Here is a 25,925-nt window from a genome sequence, read left to right on the forward strand (position 1 = left end):
GGTCCGGGGGGCGAAGCGCCCCCGGCGTGGGCCGCTCCGCGCAGGTATCCATAATGCGCCAGATCCGCACCGAATTGCTGACACAAGCCGAATTCGCCCCTTTCGGCGATGTTCTGGACGCAACCGGCGCACCTGACCGCCTGATCAACCAGGGCTTTTGCGGGCGTTTCCACGATCGGGCGCGCCTCGATTTCGGGCCAGAGGGGCGGGCGGGGCTGTCGATCTTCAAGGCGATCCCGCGCCAGTTTCCCTACCGGCTCGAGATGGTCGAGCGGCATCCCGAAGGCTCACAGGCCTTCGTGCCGATGAGCGCCGATCCCTTCCTCGTCATCGTGGCCCCCGATGTGGGTGGCACACCCGGCACCCCGCGCGCCTTTGTGACTGACGGCGAGCAGGCGATCAACCTGTACCGCGGCACCTGGCATGGCGTGCTGACTCCGCTGGCCGAGCCCGGCCTTTTCGCGGTGATCGACCGCATCGGCACCACGCCCAACCTTGAGGAGCATTGGTTCCCCGAACCCTACACCATTCTTCCCGGCTGAACGGCCGGGAACCTAACCGGACCGTGACCTTCGGGGGAGGCGCGGAGACGGCGCGAAAAATCAACATCCCCCGCAGGAAAGGGAAGACCATGACAACCTCCTCGGTCCATCCGGTGGATGAATTTCTGCCGCCCCCGAAGCTTTTTGCACTCGGGCTTCAGCATGTTCTGGTGATGTATGCCGGTGCCGTCGCCGTGCCGCTGATCGTCGGGCGGGCGCTCAAGCTTGATCCGGCCGATGTCGCTTTTCTGATCTCGGCTGACCTCTTCGTCTGCGGCATCGCAACCTTGATCCAGAGCCTTGGTGCGACCCAGTGGTTCGGCATCAAACTGCCCGTGATGATGGGTGTGACCTTCGCCGCCGTCGGCCCGATGGTCGCTATGGCCAACGCGAACGGCGGGCCAGAGGGTGCGCGGGGCATCTTCGGCGCCATCATCGCGGCGGGCATCATCTCCATGCTCATTGCGCCGCTGGTCTCGCGCATGCTGCGGTTCTTTCCGCCGGTTGTGACGGGCACGATCATTCTGGTGATCGGGGTCAGCCTGATGCGCATCGGCATCAACTGGATCTTCGGAAACCCCGTCGGCCCCACCGCGCCGATGATGGTTGATCCTGCCCATGCCGAATGGCTGAAAGCGGCGGGCGAGGGCGCGGTTGCCGCTGGCCTGCCCGAAATGCCCGCAAAGCTGGCGGCTGCGGCAACGGTGCCAAACCCGGCCTATGCGCCCTTGGGCAATATCGCGGTATCGGCCGTCGTGCTGCTGTCGATCCTGATGATCGCGCGATTTGCGCGCGGGTTCATCGCCAATATCTCGGTCCTGCTGGGTATCGTGATCGGCGCGGTGATTGCTGTGGCCATCGAGGCCATGAACTTCTCCAAGGTGGGCGAGGCTGCCTGGTTCGGCCTGATCACGCCCTTCCACTTTGGCATGCCCACCTTTGATCCGGTGATGATCCTGACCATGACGCTGGTCATGATTGTCGTGATGATAGAATCGACGGGCATGTTCCTTGCGCTTGGCGACATGACCGGTAAGCAGGTTGACCAGAAGATGCTTTCGGCTGGCCTGCGCACCGATGGTCTTGGCACCCTGATCGGTGGCATCTTCAACACCTTCCCCTATACCTCATTCAGCCAGAACGTGGGCCTTGTGGGCGTCACCGGCATCAAGAGCCGTTTTGTCTGCGTGGCAGGCGGCATCATCCTGATCGTGCTGGGCCTTGTGCCAAAGATGGGGGCGCTTGTCGAAAGCGTGCCGACGATGGTGCTGGGCGGGGCAGGGCTCGTGATGTTCGGGATGGTCGCGGCGACCGGTATCCGGATCCTCTCGGGCGTGAATTTCTCCAGCAATCGCAACAACCTCTTTGTTGTGGCGGTCAGCCTCGGCATGGGGATGATCCCGCTGGTTGCGCCGAACTTCAAGCAATGGATGCCCCATGGCCTGCATCCGCTGATCGAAAGCGGCATCCTGCTCGCCTCGATCGCGGCCGTCGCCCTGAACGCCTTCTTCAATGGTGCCAAGGGCAGCGTCGAAGATGTGAAGGCGGCGGCTTCGGTCGCAGATCACTGATTGCCGACACTGAATGTCGCCCCCGGCCTTGCCGCCGGGGGCGTTTTCCTGTTCGCTGCGCGCATGACTGGCGATACCCCCCTTGGCTCCAGCCTGAACACTGCCCCGCCTGACCTGTCAGAGCGGGAGAGCCTCGATCTGCTTGTCCGCCACTGGGGCATCGAGGGTCGGCTTGATCGCCTGACCTCTGAACGAGACCTCAACTGGCGGGTGTCATCGGAACGCGGGCGATATGTCCTCAAGTTCGCCAACCGGCAGGAAGATCCTGAGATTACCCGGTTCCAGAACCTCGCCCTGCAGCATATAGCTGCAAAAGACCCGAGCCTGCCGGTGCCGCGCGTCATTCCGGCAGCCGATGGCGCAACCGAGGTGCCTTTGGTCGACGGCAGCCTGATGCGGTTGCTCAGCTGGGTCGAGGGGCGGCCTGCCCATCTTGCCCCACCGTCTTCGCCGCTGCGGCGCGGGGTGGGCGCCATGGCCGGCCGGCTGACACGGGCGCTGGAGGGGTTCGATCATCCCGCCGCCGGGCATCATCTGCAATGGGACATCAAGCAGGCATCTAGCCTGCGCGCCCTGGTGCCCGATATCGCGGATGATGCGTTGCGCCAGTTGTGCGCGCAATGGCTCGACTGGTTCGATGCCATACGACCCGGTCTTGATGCCCTGCCGTGGCAGGTTGTGCATGCCGATCTCAATCCGCACAACCTGTTGACCGCCGAGGATGACGCGACCGTTGTCGCCGGTGTGCTGGACTTTGGCGACATGGTGCGCACGCCGCGCATCTGCGATCTGGCCGTGGCCGCGTCCTACCAGATCGACCCTGCCGCGCCGCTGGCGAGCCTTGCCGAGGTTGCAGAGGGCTGGGCAGATTCCCTGCCTTTGTTGCCGAAAGAAAGCGCCCTTCTGCCGGGCCTGACCGCGATCCGTATGGTCACGACCATCGCCATCACCAGCCACCGCGCGGCCCGCTGGCCCGACAACGCCACCTATATCCTGCGCAATTTCCCATCCGCCAAGGCAGGCATCCTGGCCCTGCCACGTCCATGAGGCCCGCCATGCAAGATCCGATGCCCAATGCCTTCCGTCCCGGCGCAACGGCCCTGCCCGAGGGTGAGGCCGCGCTGGTTGCGCGTCGTCAGGCAGCGCTTGGTCCAGCCTATCGGCTGTTCTACGAACATCCGCTGCATCTGGTGCGGGGCGAGGGCGTCTGGCTCTACGATGCTGGGGGGCGCGCCTATCTCGACACCTACAACAACGTGGCGTCCTGCGGGCATTGTCATCCGCGCATCGTGGCGGCGATGGCCGAACAGGCGGGCCTGTTTGCCAGCCACACCCGCTATCTGCATGACCGGGTGCTGACACTGGCGGAACGGCTGCTTGGCACCATGCCAGCAGAGATGGGTCATGTGATGTTCACCTGCACCGGATCCGAGGCGAATGACCTCGCGCTGCGCATCGCCCGTGCGGCGACCGGCGGCACCGGCGTGATCGTCACCGAAAACGCCTACCACGGCGTGACGGCTTCGGTTGCTGAATTCTCGCCCTCGCTCGGGTCCGGGGTGCCGCTCGGCCCCCATGTGCGGACGGTTCCGCCGCCCGATCCGCGCCGCTTCGCAGGCGACTCGGCCCAAGGTTTTGCCGATGCGGTGCAGGCGGCCATCGATGATCTGAACCGCCATGGCATCCGCCCGGCGGTGCTGATCGTCGACACGATCTTTTCCTCGGACGGTGTCTTTGCTGATCCGACAGGGGTTCTGGGACCGGCCGTTGCCGCAATTCGGGCGGCCGGTGGGATCTTCATCGCCGATGAGGTGCAGCCGGGCTTTGGGCGCACCGGGGCCGGCATGTGGGGCTTTTCCCGCCACGGGATCGTGCCCGACATGATCTCGATGGGCAAGCCGATGGGCAATGGCTATCCGCTGGCCGCGCTTGCCCTGCGGCCCGAGGTGATTGCCGAGTTCGGCCAGAATGCGCGCTATTTCAACACCTTCGGCGGGAATGCCGTGGCCGCCGCCGTGGGCAACGCAGTGCTCGATGTCATCGCGGATGAAGGGTTGATCGAGAATGCCCGCACAGTGGGCGCAGGTTTTGCCGATACCTTGCGCGACCTTGCGCGCCAGTATGCGGGGCTGGGTCAGGTGCGTGCCGCGGGCCTCTTCCTCGGGGTTGATGTCGAGACCGATGGCCACCCGGATGGCGCCCGCGCGGGCCGTCTGGTGAACGGTCTAAGGGAGGAAGGCGTGCTGATCTCTGCCACCGGACCCAAGGGTCATGTGCTGAAAATCCGCCCGCCATTGACCTTCAGCGCCGACAACGTGGCTTTCTTTGCCGAGAGGCTTGAACGGGTTCTGCGGCGCGGCTGACGGTCAGCCCATCCGCAGGGCTACGTCCAGCATGCGGTTGGAAAAACCCCATTCGTTGTCATACCAACCGAACACCCGCAGCAGGCCACCTTTGGTGACGCGGGTTTCCGGGCAGGCCATCACGATGCTTTCAGGACGCGCGCGCAGATCGGTCGAGACCAGTGGTCGGTCCGTCCAACCAATAACCCCGCTGACTGCGCGAAAGGCCTCGTTCACCGCCGCCGTGGTCGCGGGCCGTTCGGTCATCACGCAGAGATCGACCGCCGAGACCGATGCGGTGGGCACCCGCACGGCCGAGCCCTCCAGCCGCCCCGCGATCTCGGGCAGGACTACATCAACCAGACGCTGCGCCGAGGTGGTCGTGGGCACCATCGACAGCGCCGCCGCGCGCGAGCGGGCATAGTCCGCCGCAGGGGCATCCACCGTGGGCTGGCTGCCGGTATAGCAATGGATCGTTGTCATCGAGCCGGTCACAACGCCCCATTCCGCGTGAATAAGCCGCGCAAGCGGCGCCAAGGCATTGGTCGTGCATGAGGCGTTCGATACAATGGGCTGATCCTTCAACCGCCCCTCATTCGCTCCTAGAACAACGGTCAGATCGGCGGCTTGCGACGGGCCTGAAATCAGCACGCGCCGCGCCCCCGCCCGCAAGCCCCGCGCTGCGACATCGCGCTGGTCGGCGCGACCGGTGCATTCCATCACCACATCAACATCCGAAAGATCGAGGGTCGAGATATCCGGTGTCCGATGCAGTGGAATAGCGGTTCCGTTCACCACCAGCGCACCCTGATCCAGCACGACGCTGCCCGAAAACGGACCAAAGACGCTATCATATTCAAAGAGATAGGCGCACATCTCGGCGGCGGCGATATCATTGATGCCGACGACCTGCACACCTTTGCCGGCGCCGCCCGCCCATGCGCGCAACACCGATCTGCCGATCCGTCCGAAGCCGTTGATGAAGACCCGCATCGCTGCCCCCCGCCCTTGCTGCCTGCAGAATGAGCACGCGCAAGGCGTCGATGCAACCGCTTCGTATGATCAAATTGTGGCCGATACAATGCGCGCGAGCCCAGCACTCTCCTTTGGAAAATATCCTCGGGGGAAGGCCCGGCACGGGCCGCGGGGGCAGACAGCCCCCGGCCTCGGCTGGGCCTTGACCCTAAACTGCGTTCAGCGCGATCAGGTGGTTGTCCCATTGCACAGAATGCGCCTTCATAGGGTGCAGCCCATCGGCATCGAGACGGGAAATGGCGCCGTTCCCATCCGTCACGACGAACCCACCGGAAGCCGCCGCGATCCCACAGACATCGGCGCGCCGGTGGGTTGCCTGGAAAACCCCGTCCATGCCAAAGACCTGAACGGCCCCGCCCTTGGGCGAGGTGATGGCGATTTGCCGGGTGGCATGGTTGCAGGCGATAGAGCCTGCGTAATTCGCCATGGTGAACGCCTCTTCCAGGGGCGGCTCGCAAAGCGCCAGCGCGCCTTCGGACCAGAGCGCCAGCAGAGGCGGCGCCTCGGCCGGGTCGCCCTCCCACTGCAGCGCGCAGGCGGCATTGCCATCGGGCAAGAGCGCCAGATGCCGGGTGGAGTTCTGGTGCATCCCCTCTGGCGGCTCGGCCAGCGACACAAGGCTGCCACCTGGCGTGACGCGGGCCAGGTTCGGGCGCATCCGGTCGATGTTCAGCTTGGTCCGGTCGGTCGGATCGGTCGCGATCCCTCCATTTGCAACCAGCAGATCATCCGACATCGGCAGGCGCCGGATCTCGTGCGGGCCGGTGCCATGGCTGGGAATTTCGCCCAGACGGCGATAGCCGGGCACTGACCACAGCCCGATGCGGCCCTCGGATGTCTCCGCCACCTGTTCCGAGGTGTACAGCACCGAACCATCCGCAGAGAATGCGCCGTGGCCGTTGAGCTGCCGCCCTTGGGGCGGGGTGAGGCGGGCAAGCTCCAACCCGCGCGCGCAGTCGATCACTAGGGCGAAGGTGCCCGGGCGCCGGGCAAAGGCGACTGCATGGGGCAGGCTGGGATGGGCGGTTGCGGCATGTCCCCGTGCGGGCAGGGGCAGGCGAAAGATGCTGTCCCCGGTCTGGGTCAGCCCGTGCAGTTCGTACGTGCCCGTGGCCGTCTGCGCGGCCGCAAGATACGAAGGACTTCCCGCATCCGCCCAACCCAGACGGGGGGCCATGGTTGTTGCTGCGAGTGAGGCCAGAAATCCCCGTCGCTGCATCGTTAGTCCCCGTCCGCTGCGTTGAACCCGACCCCCACCTGCAAGGCGGGCGCAATCTCGGCCATGGCGGCATCGCGGATCGCGCGGATGCTTTGCCCGAGGATCTCGGCCTTGAGCCAGACCTGCGGATCATCCAGGCCTGCCAGATCGACGCCTTCGGCCTGCGCGATGGCCCGGTCAAAGGCTGCATCGGTTTGTGGGATCTGACCATGAAGCGCATGGGCCATCGCGCGCAATGCGGTCAGCGAGCGGATGATGTTGTGCTGCGAGCGGCCCGATGCCCGTGCCTCGGCCCGTTCGGGGCGGGGCTTGTCGAAGGTGCCCAAGGGGCGCCCCACTCGGGTATCGGCGTTGAACTCGATCCCCGTGATCAGGGCCGTCATCAGCGCCTGCCGCGTTTCGGTGTCGTTCAGATAGCGCTGACCCGGTCCGGGTGAGGTCAGTGCTGCGGCAAACCCCTCTTGCCAGCCCCGTTCGATCTCGGACGCCATGCGGGCGAGGTCATCGGCAAGCGCATGTGTCAACGCGCAGGCATAGGCATCGGGCAGGGCCGGGTCGGCATAGAGCAGGCGTTCCATCCCGAAAAGCCCCCGCACCGCGACGGAAAGTTCGGCCACATGGTCGGGCTTCAGCGCCGCAGGATCGGCGTCCTTCAGCAATTGGGTCATCTGCCGTGCACCGATCCCCTTGGGGTCGGGCCAGAAGGCAATGGCCAGCACCCGCCCGTCATCTTCAACCGGGCCAAGGCGCAGGTGTGCGACATCGAGCCAGGCATCAAAAGCGTCGTTCCAGGCAGATCGAAGCGGACCTGCGGCGCAGCTATCAATTCCGGCAAGCGCCGCGGTTGCGCCGGTCAGCCGGTGGTATCCGGGCAGCGCATGATCCTGCACCACATCCGCCACGTCAGCCGCACCCGGACCCGCCAATGTCGGGGTCAAGCAAAGCGCTGCGAGCAGGCGGCGCAGTTTCAGGGGGCTTCGGGTGGTCGCCATGGCTAGAGGCTCTCCAGATAGGCAATAAGGGCCGCGCGATCATCGGCAGGCATGGTCGCCACAGTGTCACGCCCGGGCTGAGCCTCGCCACCGTGCCAGAGGATCGCCTCAAGAATGGACCGCGCCCGCCCGTCATGCAGGAACTGCTGATGGCCGGTCACCTGTTCCGTCATTCCTATGCCCCACAGCGGCGCCGTGCGCCATTCGCGCCCTGATGCGCGCCCTTCCGGGCGGTTGTCGGCGAGCCCTTCACCCATGTCGTGCAACAGAAGGTCGGTATAGGGCCAGATCAGCTGAAAGCTCTGCTCGGGCTGGTCCTTCAGGCGATGGGTCACGAACTTTGGCACGTGGCAGGCCGGACAGCCCGCAGAATAGAAGAGCGTCTTGCCCTGCAAAACCTGGGGGTCTTCGGCGTTCCGGCGGGCGGGAACGGCCAGATTGCGCGCGTAGAACGTCACAAGATCGAGGCTTTGGCTATCGACCTCAAGCCCGTCGCGGGCGTCAGGCTCCTGCCCATGCGGCGCCTCGCGGCATGCAACCTGCGCTTCGGTGCATTCGCCCCAGGGCGCGGGATGCAGCGGGGTGGAAAGCCCCATATCGCCCGAAAATGCCCCGGCGCTTTGCTCCTTGATGGTCGGGTTACCTGCCTTGTGGCCGAACCGGCCCAGCATCGGCACGCCATATTCCGCGCTGACGACAACATTCGCCCGGCCTGAAATCCCGTCCCCATCCGCATCCTCGGGATCGGCATGGGCAAGGATGTCGGCCGCCGGGATCGCCTCCAGAAGCCCAAGGCCGATCATCTGCGGCGCCACACGTGGGGAAAGCTGGGTTTCGGGGTGCAACGGCCCGTAGGACGGATCCGCGACCGAATACTCCGGCCGGCGCAACGATACGGTGGTCCCGTCGGCGAGCGTCACCGGAACCTCGGTCCACCTGATCGCCATTTGTCCCTCGGGGGCGAGACCATTGGCTGCGAAGTCCTGCAACTGGCCGCCATAGGTCGGCTCGGGCAGGGTGGGGATATGGCCGGGAATCCCGTCAGGCGCCGTCCCGCCGGGCACCGAAAGACGCAGGAAGATCGACACTCTTGGTTCGTCTGCCGTCTCGGGCGTGTGGCCGCGCCCGTCCTTGATGTGGCAGTCCTGACAGGCGCGGGCGTTGTAATAGGGGCCAAGCCCGTCCGAGGCGCGCGTCGATGCAGGAGAGGCAACCCAAGTCTTGCGGAAAAGCCCATTGCCCAGCTTGAAATCCATCTCGCGGTCGAAGGGCATGTTTTCAGAGGATTGCGAGAACGCGTCAGCCGTGTCGATTGCCCGCGTCGTTGCCGCGCCACCCGGATTGGCCTCGAATGGTTCGGACTTTGCAGGATCGTCGGGACGGTTCAGCGCCTGTGCGATGCGCGCGGACTCTGCGTCTGTGCGCGGGATCACATGCAGATGCCGGTCGTCGAGCGGGGGCAAGGCGTCCTCGGCCAGCGCAGGCGTCAGGGCGGCGCAGTGCAACACGAGCAAGAACAACGGAAGAGTGGTGGGAGCGTGCATCGATCTACCTGGGGCGTTTGGGTCGCCGTTTCCGACTGTTTCAATCGGATATTTCTGCCCCGGGTGCAACGGATGATTTCGCGGGTCCGGTGGTACATTGCCGCACCGGACCCGCAGTTGGGTTGATCACTCGGCCTCGTTCGCCGGCTTGGCATTCAGCATGCCATAGCGGGCCTCGCCCAGCTTCTCGAAGAGCCCGAGCTGGGTTTCCAGAAAGTCGATGTGGCCTTCTTCATCGGCGATCAGTTCATCAAACAGCTTCCGGGTGACGTAGTCGCCCTTCTTGTCGCAGTATTCGCGCGCCTCGATATAGAGCTTGCGGGCGTCATGCTCAGCGGCCAGATCGGCCTCGAGCGTCTCCTTGATGTTCTGCCCAATGCGCAGCGGATCAAGTTTCTGCAGATTTGGGTGGCCTTCCAGAAAGATGATCCGCGCAATCAGCCTGTCGGCATGGTGCATCTCTTCGATGCTCTCGGCGCGCGACTTGTCTGCCAGACGCCCGAACCCCCAATCCTCTTGCAAGCGATAGTGCAGCCAGTACTGGCTGACTGCGGTCAGTTCAGACCGCAGCGCCGCGTTGAGATACTCGATGACCTTGGCGTCGCCCTTCATGTTCAACTTTCCCTGTGACTGAGGCGCGACTCGTCAGGCCGCGCAGATGCATGGGTACCTCGAAACTGTCACATCCGCGCATCGTTGCAAGGAAAAGTGGCATGCAGCCACCACAATCTGCGCGCTTGCCAAGCGCGTGATAAATCTTCCCTGGGGTGATGATCGTCTCGCCATCAGACGCGCGCATCCAGTCCACGGCGGCGCGGATTTCGTGATCGGTGATGTTCATGCAATGGCAGACGATCATGGCGCAGGGCTTCCGTAATGTGCCGGCCCCGCGTGGGGGCCGGCCTGTCAGATCACTGAAAAACGGCCGATGGGTTGTCGAGGCTGTCCGAGCCTTCGAAGGCGATCCCGGCAACGCCAAGCGTGGCGACCGCGCGTTCGATCGAGGCGGTCTGTGTCACCAGCGCATTCACCGCGCCCATGATCAGGGCCTCACCCTCTTTGTTGCCTGCGGCCAGCATCTGGTCATAGGCGAGACCACCCTCAGCTGCCGACTTCAACGCCTGAAGCGCCGCGACCGAGGCGTCGAGTTCCGCCCGAAGCTGGGTGTCGACCGCGCCATCCTTGGCAGCGACCAACTCCGACAAGGACGGGCCGGAGACCACGCTGCCATCGGGGCGGGTATAGCTGCCCAGATAGACGTTGCGGATGCCGAGGCCGTCATAGAAGTGGCTGTTGTGGGTGTTGTCCGAGAAGCAGTCGTGTTCTTCTTCGGGGTCGTTCAGCATCAGGCCCAGCTTCATCCGCTCGCCCGCCTGCTCGCCGTAGGAGAGACTGCCCATGCCGGTCAGAATGGCCTGCACGCCCTTGGCTGGGTCCTCGCTGACCGCCTTGCGCGCGGCGCCATCGGCGGTCCAGTTGGCCGCCATTTCTTCAAGATCCGCGACCAGAAGATCGGTTGCCGCCTTCAGATAGGCCGCGCGACGGTCGCAGTTGCCACCTGTGCAGCCGTCACCTTGCAGATAATCGGTGTAGGGACGGGCGCCGGCACCCTTGTCGGTGCCATTCAGGTCTTGTCCCCACAGCAGGAACTCGATCGCATGATAGCCAGAGGCCACGTTCGCTTCGATCCCGTCGGCCTCATGCAGGGTGTCCTTGATCAGCGCGGGCGTGATGGTCGAGGCATCGACCTCGGTGCCGCCGATGCTGATCTTGGGAGAGGCGATCACATTCAGCACCGACAGCGGGTTCTCTTCCGACTCGCCATAGCCCGCATCGACATAATCGATCAGCCCTTCATCCAGCGGCCAGGCGTTCACGCGGCCTTCCCAGTCGTCGACGATGGCATTGCCAAAGCGGAAGACCTCGGTCTGCTGATAGGGCACGCGCGCGGCAAGCCATGCGGCCTTCGCGGCCTCCAGCGACTCGGCCGAGGGGGTAGCGATCAGGGCGTCAACCGCCGCCTGCAGCGCCTTGGCCGTCGCCAAACTGTCGGCATAGCCCGCCTCGGCGATATCGGCATAGGTCTTGACGACCTCGGCTTCGGTCACGGCGAAGGCCGGCAGGGCGGCGGAGGAAAGCAGGGCGGCGATCAGCAGGTGTTTCATCGTGCGTCCGTTACTTGGTGAGGATCAGTTTTCCCGCCCGGGTGATCCGCAGCGAATAGACCTGATCGTTCAGCACGATGCGCGCCAGATTACCGCCTTCGGTCAGCAGCATGGCATCGTGGCAGGGGGTCTGATCAGCGGCGAGTGTCATCATGGAACGAGGGTCGAGGGGCATGTTCATCGGGGCATCTCCATCCGGTCGAGAAGGGCCGAGAGGTCCGGAGATGCAGGCAGAAGCCCGGCCATCGCCTGGCGGAGTAGCTCCGTCAGGCTGGGTTCCGGGCAGGGTTGGGCCAAAGGGCCGAGTGGGCTCGCTTTCATCTGGTACCTCGGGTGCGCTGTGCGATCCGGGCTGACCCGAGGTGGGTTGGCTTGGATGGAGGGAAAGGTGACAAAAAGACTTGGACTTGTAAAGCCCGATTCTTTTGCTTGGGATTTCTTGCCGGTGGCCGCCGCTGCGCCGGGACCTGCCTGTCGATCTGCTGTTGACTCGGACCGGGCGGTGGCTATAAGCGCGCCTGTCCCCGGAACCTGCTCCGGGGCTTTTCATTGGTGTTGGTGGCCCCCGCAAGGGGATGCCTGTCGCCCCCGCAGCCTGCAAGGGTCGGGGGAAAGGACAACGCCCTTCTGGCCCAAGGCACTGCCGGTTTCCGGTGGGGTTGAGGGAGACAAAACGAAAGAAGGAGATCAGCGATGACCAAACGCACCGCTGCCAAGTACAAGATCGACCGCCGCATGGGCGAAAACATCTGGGGTCGCGCCAAGTCGCCGCTCAACAAGCGCGAATACGGCCCCGGCCAGCACGGCCAGCGTCGCAAGAACAAGCTGTCGGACTTCGGTACGCAGTTGCGCGCCAAGCAGAAGCTGAAAGGCTACTACGGCGACCTGACCGAAAAGCAGTTCCGCAAGATCTACGGCGAAGCTGAACGCGTGAAGGGCGATACCGGCGAGATGCTGATCGGCCTGCTGGAGCGCCGCCTGGACGCGGTGATCTACCGCGCCAAGTTCGTTCCGACCGTGTTCGCCGCCCGCCAGTTCGTGAACCACGGCCACGTGACCGTGAACGGCCAGCGCGTGAACATCGCCTCGTACCGCGTCAAGGAAGGCGACGTCATCGAAGTGCGTCAGAAGTCGAAGCAACTGGCCATCGTGCTGGAAGCCGTGGCGCTGACCGAGCGTGACGTGCCGGACTACCTTGAGGTTGACCACTCCAAGATGACCGCCAAGTTCGTGCGCACCCCCGGCCTGTCGGACGTGCCCTACCCGGTCGTCATGGAACCGAACCTCGTCGTCGAATACTACGCGAAGAACTGATCCTGACGGATCGGCTCGGGGGCAACCCCTGCGTATCTTGTGCTTCGGAAGGGGCTCGCGAAAGCGGGCCCTTTTTGGTTTTGGGGGGGCGGTATCCTCACTTGGTCGTTTCATTGGTTCTTTAGGGGAGCAGCGGGATATGCCGCTATGAGCCCGAAGCGGACATTCGTTACACCATTGCCGCCGATTCAGTTATAGGTGACTGTGCACTACACACAGCTTCGAAGTATGGTGCGATAGGCAAATGCTCAACCGCGTGAAAGAACGTTTTGCACTGCATGAGTTGTGGGTGCTCGACAAGTCCGAATCCTTCCCGTTTTTTGCTCCCATTTTCGTCTTCACCTTTTGGATTTGGTCTCTACCACTTCTTCCAATACTGATTTTCTATTCGTTTCTTATGGTTACGTTTCCCCTGTTAACATTCCTTCCAAGCATTGTGCTTGGAATGGCTCTGGCATTTTTCGTGGCCCCGTGGTTTTTCCGATGGTTTTTCATCTCTGTCGGCCTGCGTTTTGGAAAGAATGGGATGGCCTCAGAAAAACGAAAGGAGATCGAAAAACGTCTGATGCAGTAGTCGCGGTTACTCACGATACTTGGCCATTTTGAAAACGGCAGAAAGCCCCGCCTTGCGTCCTCATCGGGCGCCCCGAATGTATGGTTGGTTTCGCCTCGCCCCCCTTCCCATCCGCGCCTCCGCACCCTATCTCGCATGCGCAGCGAACAGGAAAGGATCAGGCATGGGTGCCGACAAGAACAGCATAGAGGCACGGTTCGAGCAGGGGCTCTTTGCCTCGCGCTGGTTGATGGCGCCGATGTATCTGGGGCTGGTCGTCAGCCTTGGCATGCTGACGGTCGTCTTCACCAAGGAGCTTGTCTATTACGCCTCCAAGACCTTCTCGATGACGGCCGATCAGGGGATCCTCGCGATCCTGACGCTGATCGACCTGTCGCTGGCGGCGAACCTTCTGCTGATCGTGCTCTTCTCGGGGTATGAGAACTTCGTCTCCAAACTCGACCTGGGCGATCAGCGTGACCGGCCGTCGTGGATGGGCAAGGTCGACTTCTCGGGCCTCAAGATGAAGCTGATCGCCTCGATCGTCGCGATCTCGGGGATCCATCTGCTCAAGGTGTTCATGGAGGTGGGCAAACAGGCCGCCGATGCACCGGTGAACGGCGAGCGGATGCTGTGGCTGGTGATCATCCATCTGACCTTCGTTCTGTCGGGTGTGCTGCTGGCATTGATGGACTGGCTGTCGGCGCGCACGTCGAAACACTAGGCCGAAAGGTCGGAAATGCAGGAAGGGGGCCGCAATCGCGGCCCTTTCTTCCATGCTGTGCCAATTGCCTACTGGCAAAGGAGGCGGGGCAGGGCTAAACCCGGCGCGGACACGTCATGGAGAATGTGATGAACGACGCCATCCGCCCGCAGCCCGGCATCATGGACATTGCGCTCTATCAGGGCGGCAAGTCCAATGTGGCCGGCGTGAGCAACGTGGTGAAGCTCAGCTCGAACGAGAACCCGTTCGGCCCGTCGGACAAGGCGAAGGACGCCTTTGCCAAATCGGTGCACCAGCTGCACCGCTACCCCTCGACCGACCACGCCTCGTTGCGCGGGGCGATTGCCGAGGTGCATGGTCTTGATGCCGATCGCATCATCTGTGGCGTGGGCTCGGACGAGATCATCCACTTTCTGTGCCAGGCCTACGCCGGGCCGGGGGACGAGGTGCTTTATACCGAGCACGGGTTCCTCATGTACAAGATCTCTGCCATGGCGGCGGGGGCAACGCCGATCGAAGTGCCCGAGCGCGAGCGCGTGACAGATGTGGACGCGCTGCTTGCCGCCTGCACCGAGCGCACGAAACTTGTGTTCATCGCCAATCCGAACAACCCCACCGGCACGATGATCTCGGCCGGAGAGGTGGCACGGCTGGCGCGCGGCCTGCCGCCGCAGGCCATTCTGGTGCTGGACGGCGCCTATGCCGAATATGTGGAAGGGTTCGACGCGGGCCTGTCGCTGATCGAAGCGATGCAGAACGTGGTCATGACGCGGACCTTTTCCAAGATATACGGTCTGGGCGGGCTCAGGATCGGCTGGGGCTATGGTCCCCGCGACATCATCGATGTGCTGAACCGCATCCGCGGCCCCTTCAACCTGTCGAACACCCAGCTTGAGACGGCCGAAGCCGCCGTACGGGATCAGGAGTTCGTCACCCGGTGCCGGGCCGAGAACGCGCGGATGCGTCATTGGCTGGCCGAGGCGCTGGCGGCGGTGGGCGTGCCCTCGGATACCTCTATGGCAAACTTTGTTCTGGCGCGCTTTGCCAGCGAGGCCGAGGCGGCCGCCTGTGACGAATACCTGCAGGCGCAAGGCCTGATCGTGCGCCGCGTCACGGGCTACAAGCTGCCCAACTGCCTGCGCATCACCGTGGGTGATGAGCCGTCCTGCCGCCGCGTGGCGCATGCCATCGGTCAGTTCAAGGGCCTGAAGTAAGGGGGGCGCCATGACGGTGATCTACAACCGCGTCGCCCTGATCGGGCTGGGGCTGATCGCCTCGTCCATGGCCCATGCCATGAAGGCCGAGGGGCTCGCCGGTGAAATCGTGGGCTTTGCCAAGTCTGCCGAAACCCGGCAAGTCGCGCGTGAGATCGGCTTTATCGATCATGCCGCCGACACCGCGGCCGAGGCGGTGCGCGATGCCGATCTGGTTGTGCTGGCCGTACCGGTGGGCGCGATGGGCGATATTGCCGCCGAGATCGGCCCGCATCTGAAGCCCGGCGCGACGGTGACCGATGTGGGTTCGGTCAAGCAGGCGGTCATTGATGCGGTGGCGCCCCATATTCCAAAGGGTGTGCATTTCATCCCCGGCCACCCGATGGCGGGCACGGAATATTCGGGGCCCCGGTCGGGCTTTGCCACGCTCTTTCAGAACCGCTGGTGGCTTCTGACCCCGCTTGCCGGGCACGATCCCGCGGCGCTTGCGCGGTTTCGCAGCCTCGTCGAGGGATTCGGTGCCAAGGTCGATTCGATGGATGCGCCGCACCATGATGTCGTTCTGGCCGTGGTCAGTCACACACCGCATCTGATCGCCTACACCATGGTTGGGGTGGCCGATGACCTCGCGCGGGTCACGGATAGCGAGGTTATCCAGTATTCAGCGGCGGGTTTCCGCGACTTTACGCGGATTGCCGCCAGTGACCCCACCATGTGGCGCGATGTGTTCTTGACGAACAAGGATGCGACGTTGGAAATATTGGGCCGGTTCACCGAGGAGCTTTTTGCGCTTCAAAGGGCGATCCGTCTGGGGGATGGCGACCATCTGCACGCCTATTTCACCCGGACGCGCGCCATACGGCGGGGGATCATCGAGGCGGGACAGGATACCGCGGCCCCTGACTTTGGCCGAGGCCAGCCCCCTGCCGCCAAAGGCTGAACGATAACCGGCACTGCCATGCCAGGGGATGATGCAATGAAGACTGCAACAAGACTTGCACGACTGATGACGCTTTGCGCGGTGGCAGGACTTGTGACAGTGACAACGACATCCGCCTGGGCCGAAGGGCAGGGCAAGTCGCTCTTGCCGAAGCCGCGCCCGGCGCAGGTTGCCGCGACGGTTGCCGATGCGCCGGTGGCGGCAGAGATCACCGTCTCATCTTCAAACGCCCTGCCGACGTCCAAGCGGCCGCTGCCGCGCCCTGCCGGTCTGGTTGCCAATGCAACCCCTGACATGACGAAGATCGATCCGGCCAGCGTGCAGCAAGTGGCGCTGGTGACCCCGCGCGCGACCATGAAGCGCCCGTTGCCGCGGCCTGATGATCTGGATACCGCAGCACCCGGCCAGAAGAAGGACTGGAGCGTGTTCAAGGCCGCAGCCGTCCGCACGGTTCCGGGCAAGGCGGCCGTCCTGCCCAAGAAGGGCTCGGTCTGCGGAGATGCCTCGATCCGGGGCAAGGCGCTTGCGCCGATCACCAGCCGCGTGAAGGGGTGCGGTGTCGAAGATCCCGTCGAAGTGACCGAAATCGCCGGGGTCGCGCTGTCGCCCGCCGCGACCATCACATGCGAAACGGCAGTTGCCGCGAAACGCTGGATCGAACGCGGCGTGCAGCCGGCCTTCGACAATCAGGTGGCCAAGCTGCAAATCGCTGGCAGCTATGTCTGCCGTCCGCGCAACGGGATCCGTGGCAACAAGGTCAGCGAGCATGGCCGGGGCCGGGCGCTGGATATCTCGGCCATCGTGCTGAAAAGCGGTGATGCTGTCTCGGTTGCGGGCGATTACCGCAAGTCCAAAGCGCTGAAGGCCGCGCACAAAGCCGCCTGCGGGCCATTCGGCACGACGCTTGGGCCGGGTTCGGACGGACATCACGAAGATCACCTGCACGTCGATATCGTCAGCTACCGCAACGGCACCTACTGCCGCTAAGACGGGAAAGGGGGCTGTCTGCCCCCTCTTGCCTGCGGCTAATTCCCCCCGAGGATACTTGGAAAAGTAAAGCGCAGGCTGATCGTCTGGCTGATCTCTTCTTTTCACAAATATCCTCGGGGGGAGCGCGCTTGCGCGCTTGGGGGGCAGACAGCCCCCCTTCTTGCCCCCCCCGTCAGCGGTCTGTCAGTTTCAACTCGATCCGGCGGTTCTGGGCGCGGGCCTCGACACTGTCGCCGCTCGCGACGGGCTGCCATTCACCAAAACCCGTTGCGGCAAGGCGTTGCGGTGGGAAGCCCAGTTCGTCCTGCATGTAACGCACCACCGAAAGCGCGCGGGCCTGAGAAAGCTCCCAGTTGTCGCGGAAGATCCCGGTACCCAGCAGGGGCACGTTGTCTGTATGGCCGTCGACGCGCAGCACCCAATCAATATTCGCGGGGATGTCATCGATGATCTCGTCAAGAATACTGACAACGCCGGCAAGCTGCGCGCGACCTTCGGGGGCGAGGTCGGCCGAGCCCGGTGTGAACAGCACCTCGGAAGAAAATACGAAGCGGTCGCCCACGATGCGCACGCCCTCGCGCCCGGCAAGCAACTGACGCAACTGGCCAAAGAACTCAGAGCGGTATTTCTCGAGGTTCTCCTTCTCGGCCTCAAGGCGTTTGCGCTCGGTCTCTTCAAGTTCGGCGCGGCGTTTCTGTTCGGACGCCACTTGGGCAAGGGCCGAGTTCAACTGCCCCCCGAGATTCTCGATCTGCACCTGCGCCTCGGCATCGCGGCCTTGTGCGGCATCAAGCAGCGCCTGCAGGCTTCCCAACTGCCCGCGCAGGGCGGCGATCTGCTGATTGAGCAGCGCGACGCGCCGTTCGGCTTCGGCCGACTGGCCCTTCTGCTTCTCCAGCAGGGCGCGCGCCGTTTCTACCAGATCGGTCTCGGGTGCCTCGACACCCTGGGCTGCGGCAAGCAGGGTCAACGTCTCTTCCGCGCGCTTGCGCTGTTCTTCCAGTGAAAGCGTCAGGGCGGCAAGCTCGGTATCGGACGATTTCAGCTTGTTCCGCAGCTCTTCCAGCGCGGCCTGATCGACAAGACGCGCGGCCTCGGCGTCCGAGAGCTTTACCCCCTGCGCGGCATTGTCGGCGCGCAGCTTGTCGGCCAGCGCCTGCACTGCATCGGCTCGCGCGGCCGCAAGACGGGCGGCCTCGGTCTGGGCGTCAATCTCTTGCCGCGCCTTGGCGAGGGCAAGGTTCAGCGCCTCTTGCTCGGTCATCAGCCGTGTCTGCGCGGCCGTCAGCTCATCGACGGAGGCAGTAAGCCGGGTTGCCTCGCCCCTTGCGCTGTCGCGTTCGGCGATCAGGCTTGCCACCTGCGCCTCGAATGAGGCGATGCGCCCTTGCGCGGTGGCAAGCTCGTCCTCACGCGTGGACAGCGTCGCGCTCAGGGCCGCGATCTCTGCGGCCTGCGCCTCGCCCCGCGCTTGCGCGGCGCCAAGGCTTGACCGCAGGGTGCCAATCTCGGATTGCAGCCCCTCAACGCGCTGGCGTTCCAGCCCGAGCGCATCAGCGAGGCCCGCGACCTGTGCGGTCAGCGCGTCAAGCTCGTTTCCCTGTGTGGTGATGGTGTCGCGCAGGACTGACTGCATGACGGTAAAGATGGTCAGTACGAACATCAGCACCATCAGCAGCGTGGTGACCGCGTCGACAAAGCCCGGCCAGGCCATGTCATTCGATCGGGAGGAGCCGCGCCGTGACAGGCCCATCTTACGTCCTCGCCCGCAGCAGTTGGCGCACCGCCTGCGTCAGCGCCGACAGATCGCCGCGCAGGTCGGCCATGGTTTCTTGCCGCCCGGCGGAGATCTCTTCGAGGATGCGCAGCAGCTGAACGTCGATTGAACGCAGACGCATCCTGCTTTCCGCATCGATATGCGGCCCGCCAGCCTCGCCCGTCAGTGCCTCGATCAGTCGTTCTTGCCCTTCGGCGATGCGGGTCAGAACGGCGGTCTGGCCTGCTTCGCTATCCAGCCGCGCGGCGAGCTTAGCCAGAGAGGTGGACAGATCGGCCAGCCGCTCATCAACCATGGTCATGCCGACGTCGGACTGGGTGTACATGACCTGCAGGTTGTCGATCTGCGTGCCCAGATTGTCGAGCACCTGCGCCAGTTGCGCCATGCCTCCCCCGTCGCCCTCGGTGCTGTCGAGGCCGATGCGGGTGATAGACGACAGCCATTCCTCCAACTCGCGGAAGAAGCGGTTCTGGCCATGGCCGGCGAAAAGTTCCAGCAGACCTATGACCAGCGACCCGGCAAGGCCCAGAAGCGAGGAAGAAAAGGCCGTGCCCATCCCGCCCAACTGCGCCTCAAGCCCGCCCATCAGGCGGGTGAAGATATCAAGCCCGCTCTCACCGTTGCTGGGGGCCAGCGAGCGGATTGTCTCGACGATGGCAGGGACCGTGGTGGCAAGGCCGTAGAAGGTGCCCAGAAGCCCCAGAAAGATGAGCAGGTTGGCAAGATAGCGCGTGATGTCGCGCTGTTCGTCGATCCGGGTGGCGACAGAATCGAGAATCGTGCGCGAGGACGAGGACGAGATCTGCATCCGCGCCGTGCGGGCGCCCAGCAGGGCGGCGAGGGGGGCGAGGATCAGGGGCGCGCGCGTCGTCTCGGTTCCGGGCCGGTCCTGCACGAAGGCGTCAATCCAGCTGACGGCCTGCACAAGCTGCCAGACCTGCCAGAAACAGGTCAGCACCCCAAGGCCAAAGACGCCAAGGATGAAGAAGGCGAGTCCCTCGTTCGCCGCAAAGATATGGACCAGCGCCGGATACATTAACCATGCGGTGGCCCCTACAAGGCCGATCGAGATCAGCATCAAGAGGATCTGCCGGATGGGCTGGCTGAAAACGGGTCGGGCGCCTTGGGCCAGTCGGGTCATGCAACGTCCAGTCTGCTCGGTGTTTTGGCGGCAGGATAGGCTTCTGCCCGCGCTCTGCCAAGCGCTCAGGTGGATAGGGTACGCACGCGGGCGGCAAGCCATTCCAGATCAGGATCGGCAATCCCGAGATCGGCCAGATGCGCGGCGGTATTCCACAGGTAATCGCGGTTCGGCCCACGCTCGCCACAGGCGCGCGCGATGATCCCTGCTTGGGTTTCCAGATCCAGACCGCCGCAGTACTGCGCATGGCCTGGGTCGATCACATAGGTCAGGCAATCCAGCGGTCCGAAGGCGCAGTCCACCTGCACGGTATGTTCCAGATAGGCCGATGAGATCAGCTCGCGTTCGCGCAGCTCGGCCAAGGTGCGATCTTCGGCGCCTGCGGCCACCTCGAACGCAAGGCCGAGGCAGCTGGCGCCGGGCTGCGCGTCAAGTGCCAGAACCAGGCCCGGATCCTCGACCGTGCCGCGATAATGGATGGACCGCATGCAAAAGCTGCGATGCCAGCCGTCAAGGCGTGCAACGCATTGACGGGCGACCGGAAAACCGGGGTTCCAGATCAACGATCCATATCCGAAGACCCACATCTCTGGTTCTCCTTTCATGACCGCTGTAAACTGCACGGCGGACAAGGTGAAGGGGTGGATGATGCGGGCTTTGACCTGGATCGTGCTGATCGTCGGGGTGCTCTATTGCGGCTACTGGTTCGTCGCGGCCCGGCAGGCCGAAACCGCCACCCTGCAGGCGCTGGCCGAGGCCGAGGCGCGCGGGCTTGAGGTTCGCCATCAGGGGCTGTCGATCGCCGGTTTCCCCAACAGGTTTGACCTGACGCTGACCGAACCTGACGTCTATCACATGCAAAGTGGCACAGGCTGGCGCGCGCCGTTCCTGCAGGTCTTTGCGCTGAGCTATGCGCCCTGGAACCTGATCGCGGCCCTTCCGAACGAACAAGTGCTGTCCCTGCAAGGCCAGAGCGTCACGGTCAATTCGACACGGATGCAGGCCTCGCTGTTCCTGCGCCCGCGACCCAGCCTGCCGGTGCGCGACGTGAAATGGGTGGCCGAGGGCGCGAGCCTGCGGTCGGATGCCGGCTGGTCGATGGGCTTTGCGTCGGCCAACCTCTCGCTGGTCGGGACCGAACCGGGGGCCGAGGTTGCGTTCCGCGTGCTGGATCTGGTGCCGGATCAGCAGATCTCGGCGCAGCTCTCGTCAGCTGGCCTGCCCGCCGCTATCGGTCGGATTGATGCGCTGGCCGATCTGACGCTGGATCGGCCTGTCACGCTGCGCGAGACGCCGCCCGCCGTGCAGGCAATCGCTGTGCGCGAGGCGCATCTTGACTGGGGCCCGGTGAAGGTGACCGGCAAGGGCGAGGTTCATGCAGATGCGCTCGGGTTTGCCGAAGGGACAATCGAACTGCGCATCGCGGGCTGGCGCACGGCTTATGACGCCGCGCGTGCGGCCGGGCTTCTGCCCGAGCGTATGGCGATTGCCGTGGGATCGGTTCTGGAACATCTGGCCAGCCGCTCGGGCGAGCCGGACTCGATTGATCTTCCGCTGGTCATGCAGCAGGGGCGGATGATGCTTGGGCCCATGCCGCTCGGTCCGGCGCCGCGCCTAAGGTAGCGAAAACCTTGCCTCAAACCGGTCGATCAGGGTGCCATCACGGCGCAGGTCCGCCGTGCCAACGTATGAGCCTGAAGGCCAGCGGTCGCCGCGCAACTTGCGGCCGATGGCGCGGAAGCTTTGCGCCTGCGTGCGCTCCAGCGTGACACTGTCCTGCACGACGGTGCCCTCTGGTCCGGTCAGGTCAAGGTGCAGCACGTCGTCCGCTCGCGTGCCAAACAGATAGACCCAGAACACTAGGCCGGGGGCGGTCTTATCGGGTGAGGGGACGTCGCCCGCTTTTACCGCCGCGTATTCTGGAACGCGGTCGGCAAAGCCTGCCGTGATGATCCCGCCCGGATCGGCCTTCACATCACCCGCCCAGAGATCACTTTCGGCAGGCCCGCAAGCGGCATCCGGTTCAGGGGACCATGGATCGACCCACTGACCATCCTGCCGCAAGGTCAGATGCAGATGCGGAAATTCGGTATTCCCCGAGAGACCGATCTGGCCAAGCCGGTCACCGGCCCGAACCCGGTCCCCCGTCTTCACCGCAATCGACCCCAGCTTCAGATGGCAATACTGTGTTTCCCACCCGCCATCATGGGTGATTGCGATGCCATTGCCGCAGTCGCGCCCGTCAAGCGGTGGGGCGGCGGGGTCCGACACGATGATATCGGGCATACCGTCGCGCGCGCCGCGCACCACGCCATCCGCCGCTGCCAGCACATCGACACCGGCCTCCATCGCCGAAAGCGAGGACAAGGCGATGTCGGTGCCGTCATGTCCGTCATAGGTCAGCGTGCCGCAGGCAAAGTCGCGGCGTTCCGGCCCCGGATCGCGGTCAGGCAAATGCTGGATGTGGCAATTCTGGCCCGGCACGCAGGCCACGGGAAACTGCAATTCAAAGGCCCCCGCCGAAGCGGGGGCCAGAAGTCCAAGCGCCAGCAGCGCCGGGCGCATCACTCGGCGGTCAAGAGCGGCGGCTTTTGCCCCGTCAGGCGCGGCTTGCCCGGCTCTTCAATGACCAGATCGATCTTGTCGTCCTTCACGCCGACGCGCACGACGCCACCCTTTTGCAGCTTGCCGAACAGCAACTCTTCGGCCAGCGGCTTTTTCAGATGCTCCTGAATGACGCGGCCCAAGGGACGGGCGCCCATCTTGTCGTCATAGCCCTTATCGCCCAGCCAATGCGCGGCTTCGGGGCTGAGTTCGATGTGCACGTTGCGGTCCATCAGTTGCGCCTCAAGCTGCAGGACGAACTTCTCGACCACCTGCATGATCGTGTCCTTGGTCAGCGCCGCGAAGGAAACGACCGCATCCAGACGGTTGCGGAACTCGGGCGTAAAGGTCCGCTCGATTGCCGCCGTATCTTCGCCCTCGCGCTTGTCGCGGCCGAAACCGATTGCAGCCTTTTGCATGTCCGACGCGCCCGCGTTGGTGGTCATGATCAGGATCACGTTGCGGAAATCCACCTGCCGGCCGTTATGGTCGGTCAGCTTGCCGTGGTCCATCACCTGCAGCAGGATGTTGTAGACATCCGGGTGCGCCTTCTCGATCTCATCGAGCAGCAGCACGCAATGCGGGTGCTGATCGACGCCATCGGTCAGCATGCCGCCCTGATCGAAACCCACATAGCCGGGAGGGGCGCCGATCAGGCGCGAGACGGCGTGTTTCTCCATATATTCCGACATGTCGAAGCGCAGGAGTTCCACCCCAAGCGTGCTGGCAAGCTGCTTGGCCACCTCGGTCTTGCCGACGCCGGTGGGGCCGGCAAACAGGTAGTTGCCGATGGGCTTTTCGGGCTCGCGCAGGCCGGCACGGGCCAGCTTGATCGAAGCCGACAGGGCCTCGATCGCCTTGTCCTGACCAAAGACCACACGTTTGAGCGACTTTTCCAGATCGCGCAGAATCTCGGCGTCGTCCTTCGAGACGGTCTTGGGGGGGATGCGCGCAATCTTGGCCACCACCGCCTCGATCTCACGGATACCGATCATCTTGCGGCGCTTGGCAGCGGGCAGCAGGTGCTGCGCGGCGCCGGCCTCGTCGATCACGTCGATCGCGCTGTCGGGCAGCTTGCGGTCATGGATGTAGCGCGCGGCCAGTTCAACCGCAGCCTTGATCGCCTCGGCCGTATAGCGCAGATCGTGATGCTCTTCGAAATTCGGCTTCAGCCCGGCCAGAATCTTGATCGTGTCGGGGACCGAGGGTTCGTTCACATCGATCTTCTGGAACCGGCGTGACAGCGCACGATCCTTTTCAAAGTGCTGGCGGAACTCCTTGTAAGTGGTCGAGCCCATGCAGCGCAGCTTGCCGCCCTGCAGCGCAGGCTTCAGCAGATTCGAGGCATCCATCGCCCCGCCCGAGGTGGCGCCCGCGCCGATCACGGTGTGGATCTCGTCGATGAAGAGGATCGCATCGGGGTGATCCTCCATCTCTTTTACCACGGCTTTCAGGCGTTCCTCGAAATCGCCGCGATAGCGGGTTCCAGCCAGAAGCGCGCCCATGTCGAGACTGTAGATCGTGGCGCCTGCCAGAATCTCGGGCGTTTCGCCATCGACGATCTTCTTGGCCAGGCCTTCGGCGATGGCGGTCTTGCCCACGCCGGGATCACCCACCAGAAGCGGGTTGTTCTTGCGGCGGCGGCAGAGAACCTGAATGCAGCGCTCAACCTCTGACTCGCGGCCGATCAGCGGATCGACCTCACCCTTGCGGGCCTTCACGTTCAGATCGACGCAGTATTTGGAAAGTGCCGATTCCTTGGCCTCGCCCGCCTCACCCTTGGGGGTTTCGTGCTGATGCTCTTCGGCGCCGGTGATGGGGCGGGTTTCACCAAAGGACGGGTCCTTGGCAACACCGTGGGCGATGAAGTTCACCGCGTCATAACGCGTCATATCCTGCTCTTGAAGGAAATAGGCCGCGTTCGATTCTCGTTCGGCAAAGATCGCGACCAGCACATTCGCGCCCGTCACCTCGGTGCGGCCCGACGACTGGACATGGATCGCGGCGCGTTGGATCACGCGCTGGAAGGCGGCGGTCGGCACAGCCTCTGACCCTTCGACCTCGGTGACGAGGGTGGAGAGATCATCGTCGATGAACTCGGTCAGGGTCTTGCGCAACTCGTCAAGGTCAACCGAGCACGCCCGCATCACCCGCGCGGCATCGGGTTCATCAATCAGCGCCAGCAACAGGTGTTCCAGCGTCGCCAGTTCATGCCGCCGCGCGTTGGCAAATGCCAGTGCCGCGTGGATGGCCTGTTCGAGTGTGGTCGAAAACGATGGCACGATCGGGCGCTCCTTCCTTCGGGTCTCGAGGGCCAGACGCTGACGGCGAAAGCCCCGCCTTCAGCCTGGCCTCATAAGTTTAAAGTTCGGTTTTCTGCGCCCGGCTTCAAGCCCCAATTCGCAGATTTGCCCATTTCTCAGGCGATGGTCACAAAATGTGATCCTTCGGATTCAGCAAAACCTCAGAAATTGTCCTTGCGTGCGCGGATCGTGGCGAAAACTTCGGCATCTGACGCATCGCTCAGGTCGAGGGTTTTCTTCATCGCCGGGTCCGAGGCGCGCAGGAACGGGTTGGTCGCGCGCTCCTCGGCCAGGGTTGATGGAACCGTCGGAAGGCCCGAGGCGCGTGCGCGGGCGATACGGTCCATCCGCTCGATCAGCGCGGGCGGCTCATCCAGCGTGCGGGCAAAGCGGGCGTTGCCTTCGGTGTATTCATGCCCCGAGCAGACCAGCGTCGTTCCGGGCAAGGCAGCCAGCTTCGACAGGCTCTGCCACATCTGGGCAGGGGTTCCTTCAAAGAGACGCCCGCATCCCATGGCCATCAGGCTGTCACCGGTGAAAAGCAGCGCCGACTCCGGAAACCAGAAGGCGATATGGCCGACCGTGTGTCCCGACACGTCAAAGATCTGCGCTTGGGCATCGCCGACGTGAATCGTGTCTCCCTCGGCCACGGCCTGCGTGAGGGGCGGCAGGCGATGGGCATCGGCCGCCGCACCGATCACCGCCACCTCGGGGCCGATCCTCAGGCCGGAGAGGCCGTCGATATGGTCCCAATGGTGGTGGGTCAGCAGCACATGGGTCAGCGTCCAGCCCCGCGCGTCCAGCGCATCGAGGATCGGCCCGGCCTCTGGCACATCGACGACCGCCGTAGCCCCGCTGGACGCGTCATGGATCAGGAAGGCGTAATTGTCCTTAAGGCAGGGGATCGTGACCAGTTCCAGCATGGAGTTTCCCGTCAGTTCGGCTAAGTTGCCCT

Annotated in this window: 25 protein-coding genes; 11 read left to right on the forward strand and 14 right to left on the reverse strand. The window is 64.0% G+C overall.

Annotated features, from left to right (window positions below):
- The first annotated feature begins 53 nt into the window (after positions 1–53).
- The 4 genes from FQU74_RS03030 (at position 54) to FQU74_RS03045 (ending at position 4,476) form a co-directional block, all read left to right on the forward strand.
- A complete protein-coding gene (locus FQU74_RS03030) occupies positions 54–542 on the forward strand; it encodes an ureidoglycolate lyase (RefSeq protein ID WP_146284956.1) in 489 nt (162 codons plus the stop codon).
- 89 nt (positions 543–631) lie between these two features.
- A complete protein-coding gene (locus tag FQU74_RS03035; RefSeq protein WP_146284957.1) occupies positions 632–2,113 on the forward strand; it encodes a nucleobase:cation symporter-2 family protein in 1,482 nt (493 codons plus the stop codon).
- Positions 2,114–2,176: 63 nt separating this feature from the next.
- Positions 2,177–3,160, forward strand: coding sequence for a phosphotransferase (locus FQU74_RS03040; protein WP_146286187.1), 984 nt, complete (start codon positions 2,177–2,179; stop codon positions 3,158–3,160).
- Between the two features lie 8 nt (positions 3,161–3,168).
- On the forward strand, positions 3,169–4,476 hold the full coding sequence (locus FQU74_RS03045; protein ID WP_146284958.1) for an aspartate aminotransferase family protein: 1,308 nt from the start codon (positions 3,169–3,171) through the stop codon (positions 4,474–4,476).
- Between the two features lie 3 nt (positions 4,477–4,479).
- Here the strand turns inward: FQU74_RS03045 and FQU74_RS03050 are convergent, their stop codons facing one another.
- The 8 genes from FQU74_RS03050 to hemP form a co-directional block, all read right to left on the reverse strand.
- The gene (locus tag FQU74_RS03050; RefSeq protein ID WP_146284959.1) at positions 4,480–5,448 is read right to left on the reverse strand and encodes a type I glyceraldehyde-3-phosphate dehydrogenase; all 969 of its coding nucleotides are present in this window, start codon (positions 5,446–5,448) and stop codon (positions 4,480–4,482) included.
- A 190-nt stretch (positions 5,449–5,638) separates the two neighbouring features.
- The gene (locus FQU74_RS03055; RefSeq protein WP_146284960.1) at positions 5,639–6,709 is read right to left on the reverse strand and encodes a DUF1513 domain-containing protein; all 1,071 of its coding nucleotides are present in this window, start codon (positions 6,707–6,709) and stop codon (positions 5,639–5,641) included.
- A 2-nt stretch (positions 6,710–6,711) separates the two neighbouring features.
- Complete coding sequence (locus FQU74_RS03060; protein WP_146284961.1) at positions 6,712–7,701, reverse strand: imelysin family protein; 990 nt, start codon at positions 7,699–7,701, stop codon at positions 6,712–6,714.
- Positions 7,702–7,703: 2 nt separating this feature from the next.
- Positions 7,704–9,245: a di-heme oxidoreductase family protein gene (locus FQU74_RS03065; protein ID WP_146284962.1), complete on the reverse strand. Its 1,542-nt coding sequence runs from the start codon at positions 9,243–9,245 to the stop codon at positions 7,704–7,706.
- A gap of 126 nt (positions 9,246–9,371) precedes the next feature.
- On the reverse strand, positions 9,372–9,857 hold the full coding sequence (gene bfr / locus FQU74_RS03070; RefSeq protein ID WP_146284963.1) for a bacterioferritin: 486 nt from the start codon (positions 9,855–9,857) through the stop codon (positions 9,372–9,374).
- Positions 9,805–10,104, reverse strand: coding sequence for a (2Fe-2S)-binding protein (locus FQU74_RS03075; protein WP_146284964.1), 300 nt, complete (start codon positions 10,102–10,104; stop codon positions 9,805–9,807). The genes bfr and FQU74_RS03075 overlap by 53 nt, the downstream gene beginning before the upstream one ends.
- Before the next feature lie 52 nt (positions 10,105–10,156).
- Positions 10,157–11,410 carry an imelysin family protein gene (locus FQU74_RS03080; protein WP_146284965.1) on the reverse strand — a complete coding sequence of 418 codons (1,254 nt, stop codon included), beginning with the start codon at positions 11,408–11,410 and terminating at the stop codon, positions 10,157–10,159.
- A 10-nt stretch (positions 11,411–11,420) separates the two neighbouring features.
- Entirely contained in the window at positions 11,421–11,591 is a 171-nt protein-coding gene (hemP, locus tag FQU74_RS03085; protein WP_373289001.1) for a hemin uptake protein HemP, read from the reverse strand.
- Between the two features lie 512 nt (positions 11,592–12,103).
- On the opposite strand from hemP, the gene rpsD reads away from it, so the two are divergent.
- The 6 genes from rpsD (at position 12,104) to FQU74_RS03115 (ending at position 17,142) form a co-directional block, all read left to right on the forward strand.
- Complete coding sequence (gene rpsD / locus FQU74_RS03090; protein ID WP_146284966.1) at positions 12,104–12,724, forward strand: 30S ribosomal protein S4; 621 nt, start codon at positions 12,104–12,106, stop codon at positions 12,722–12,724.
- Between the two features lie 256 nt (positions 12,725–12,980).
- Positions 12,981–13,298 (forward strand): hypothetical protein, encoded by a 318-nt coding sequence (locus FQU74_RS03095; RefSeq protein ID WP_158635519.1) that lies wholly within the window; start codon positions 12,981–12,983, stop codon positions 13,296–13,298.
- A 163-nt stretch (positions 13,299–13,461) separates the two neighbouring features.
- Positions 13,462–14,001, forward strand: coding sequence for a TIGR00645 family protein (locus FQU74_RS03100; RefSeq protein WP_146284968.1), 540 nt, complete (start codon positions 13,462–13,464; stop codon positions 13,999–14,001).
- Between the two features lie 128 nt (positions 14,002–14,129).
- A complete protein-coding gene (gene hisC / locus FQU74_RS03105; protein ID WP_146284969.1) occupies positions 14,130–15,215 on the forward strand; it encodes a histidinol-phosphate transaminase in 1,086 nt (361 codons plus the stop codon).
- A 10-nt stretch (positions 15,216–15,225) separates the two neighbouring features.
- Positions 15,226–16,155 carry a prephenate/arogenate dehydrogenase family protein gene (locus tag FQU74_RS03110; protein WP_146284970.1) on the forward strand — a complete coding sequence of 310 codons (930 nt, stop codon included), beginning with the start codon at positions 15,226–15,228 and terminating at the stop codon, positions 16,153–16,155.
- A gap of 36 nt (positions 16,156–16,191) precedes the next feature.
- Positions 16,192–17,142 carry an extensin-like domain-containing protein gene (locus FQU74_RS03115; protein ID WP_229704328.1) on the forward strand — a complete coding sequence of 317 codons (951 nt, stop codon included), beginning with the start codon at positions 16,192–16,194 and terminating at the stop codon, positions 17,140–17,142.
- A gap of 175 nt (positions 17,143–17,317) precedes the next feature.
- On the opposite strand, the gene FQU74_RS03120 is transcribed toward FQU74_RS03115, so the two are convergent.
- The 3 genes from FQU74_RS03120 to FQU74_RS03130 all read right to left on the reverse strand — a co-directional run bounded on the left by FQU74_RS03120 (position 17,318) and on the right by FQU74_RS03130 (position 20,650).
- A complete protein-coding gene (locus tag FQU74_RS03120) occupies positions 17,318–18,898 on the reverse strand; it encodes a peptidoglycan -binding protein (RefSeq protein WP_146284971.1) in 1,581 nt (526 codons plus the stop codon).
- Position 18,899: 1 nt separating this feature from the next.
- Positions 18,900–20,063: a biopolymer transporter ExbB gene (locus FQU74_RS03125; protein WP_146284972.1), complete on the reverse strand. Its 1,164-nt coding sequence runs from the start codon at positions 20,061–20,063 to the stop codon at positions 18,900–18,902.
- A 65-nt stretch (positions 20,064–20,128) separates the two neighbouring features.
- Positions 20,129–20,650, reverse strand: a complete 522-nt coding sequence (locus tag FQU74_RS03130; protein ID WP_146284973.1) for a gamma-glutamylcyclotransferase — start codon at positions 20,648–20,650, stop codon at positions 20,129–20,131.
- Between the two features lie 16 nt (positions 20,651–20,666).
- On the opposite strand from FQU74_RS03130, the gene FQU74_RS03135 reads away from it, so the two are divergent.
- Complete coding sequence (locus FQU74_RS03135) at positions 20,667–21,686, forward strand: DUF2125 domain-containing protein (RefSeq protein WP_146284974.1); 1,020 nt, start codon at positions 20,667–20,669, stop codon at positions 21,684–21,686.
- Here the strand turns inward: FQU74_RS03135 and FQU74_RS03140 are convergent.
- The 3 genes from FQU74_RS03140 to gloB form a co-directional block, all read right to left on the reverse strand.
- Positions 21,678–22,628, reverse strand: a complete 951-nt coding sequence (locus FQU74_RS03140) for a M23 family metallopeptidase (RefSeq protein ID WP_146284975.1) — start codon at positions 22,626–22,628, stop codon at positions 21,678–21,680. The two genes, FQU74_RS03135 and FQU74_RS03140, sit on opposite strands and share 9 nt — an antisense overlap.
- Complete coding sequence (clpA, locus tag FQU74_RS03145; protein WP_146284976.1) at positions 22,628–24,949, reverse strand: ATP-dependent Clp protease ATP-binding subunit ClpA; 2,322 nt, start codon at positions 24,947–24,949, stop codon at positions 22,628–22,630. The genes FQU74_RS03140 and clpA overlap by 1 nt, the downstream gene beginning before the upstream one ends.
- A gap of 182 nt (positions 24,950–25,131) precedes the next feature.
- Positions 25,132–25,893, reverse strand: a complete 762-nt coding sequence (gene gloB / locus FQU74_RS03150) for a hydroxyacylglutathione hydrolase (RefSeq protein WP_146284977.1) — start codon at positions 25,891–25,893, stop codon at positions 25,132–25,134.
- Between the last annotated feature and the right edge of the window lie 32 nt (positions 25,894–25,925).

It is taken from the genome of Gemmobacter aquaticus, assembly GCF_007859075.1.
Taxonomy (GTDB): domain Bacteria; phylum Pseudomonadota; class Alphaproteobacteria; order Rhodobacterales; family Rhodobacteraceae; genus Gemmobacter; species Gemmobacter aquaticus.